Annotated in this window: 1 protein-coding gene; it reads left to right on the plus strand. The window is 34.3% G+C overall.

Translation table 11 applies throughout. The annotated features are described in order from the left end of the window. The first annotated feature begins 124 nt into the window (after positions 1–124). The gene (locus tag ACTQX9_RS09550) at positions 125–400 is read left to right on the plus strand and encodes a hypothetical protein (RefSeq protein WP_441541389.1); all 276 of its coding nucleotides are present in this window, start codon (positions 125–127) and stop codon (positions 398–400) included. Positions 401–609: the final 209 nt, after the last annotated feature.

A 609-nucleotide genomic window follows, 5' to 3' on the forward strand; every position in this document is an offset into this window, starting at 1 on the left:
CAATGTTTGAAGAATATGTCGCGACAATGGAAACAGAATAAGACTATACAGTTCAAGCCGTCAGTAGGCTTGCGAGGGTCTGCTAGTCATTAAAAAATAAAAACATTTTTCGGAGGAAAACAAAATGGAACAAACAAAAGAATTGCAAAAGGTTAGTGAAACTTTTAGGACAACAAAAGAAATGACTTTACACAAGAAACAAATGATTGAAGGTATATGCGAATCTTTTGGTGTCACTAGGCAAGAAATGAGGTTACAACTTGGTACAATTGTTTTACAAGGCAATTATAACGGACAATGGCAAAATATAACTAGTGTTATAATAGATTTTCCAATGTGGATTAAAAATAAAAATTGGACGGATTATCGCTTAAAAACTCATGTGGTTAAAATAAAATAGTCAAAAGGGCTTGGTATAATCAATAACTTACAACTAATTAAAGGCAATCAGAAAGGAATAAACAAAATGCAAAAAGAGATCAAAAAACGTAGAGGGTATGCAACACAAGCTCAACAGCGTGAAGCTGACAAACGCTACTATCACGCAAGCGAGGAAAACAGACAACGAAAACAGTACTTAAACGCCCGCAGCACTGCAAGAAATTTTAT

This window comes from Collinsella sp. LCP19S3_F2 (assembly GCF_052121015.1).
GTDB lineage: Bacteria > Actinomycetota > Coriobacteriia > Coriobacteriales > Coriobacteriaceae > Collinsella.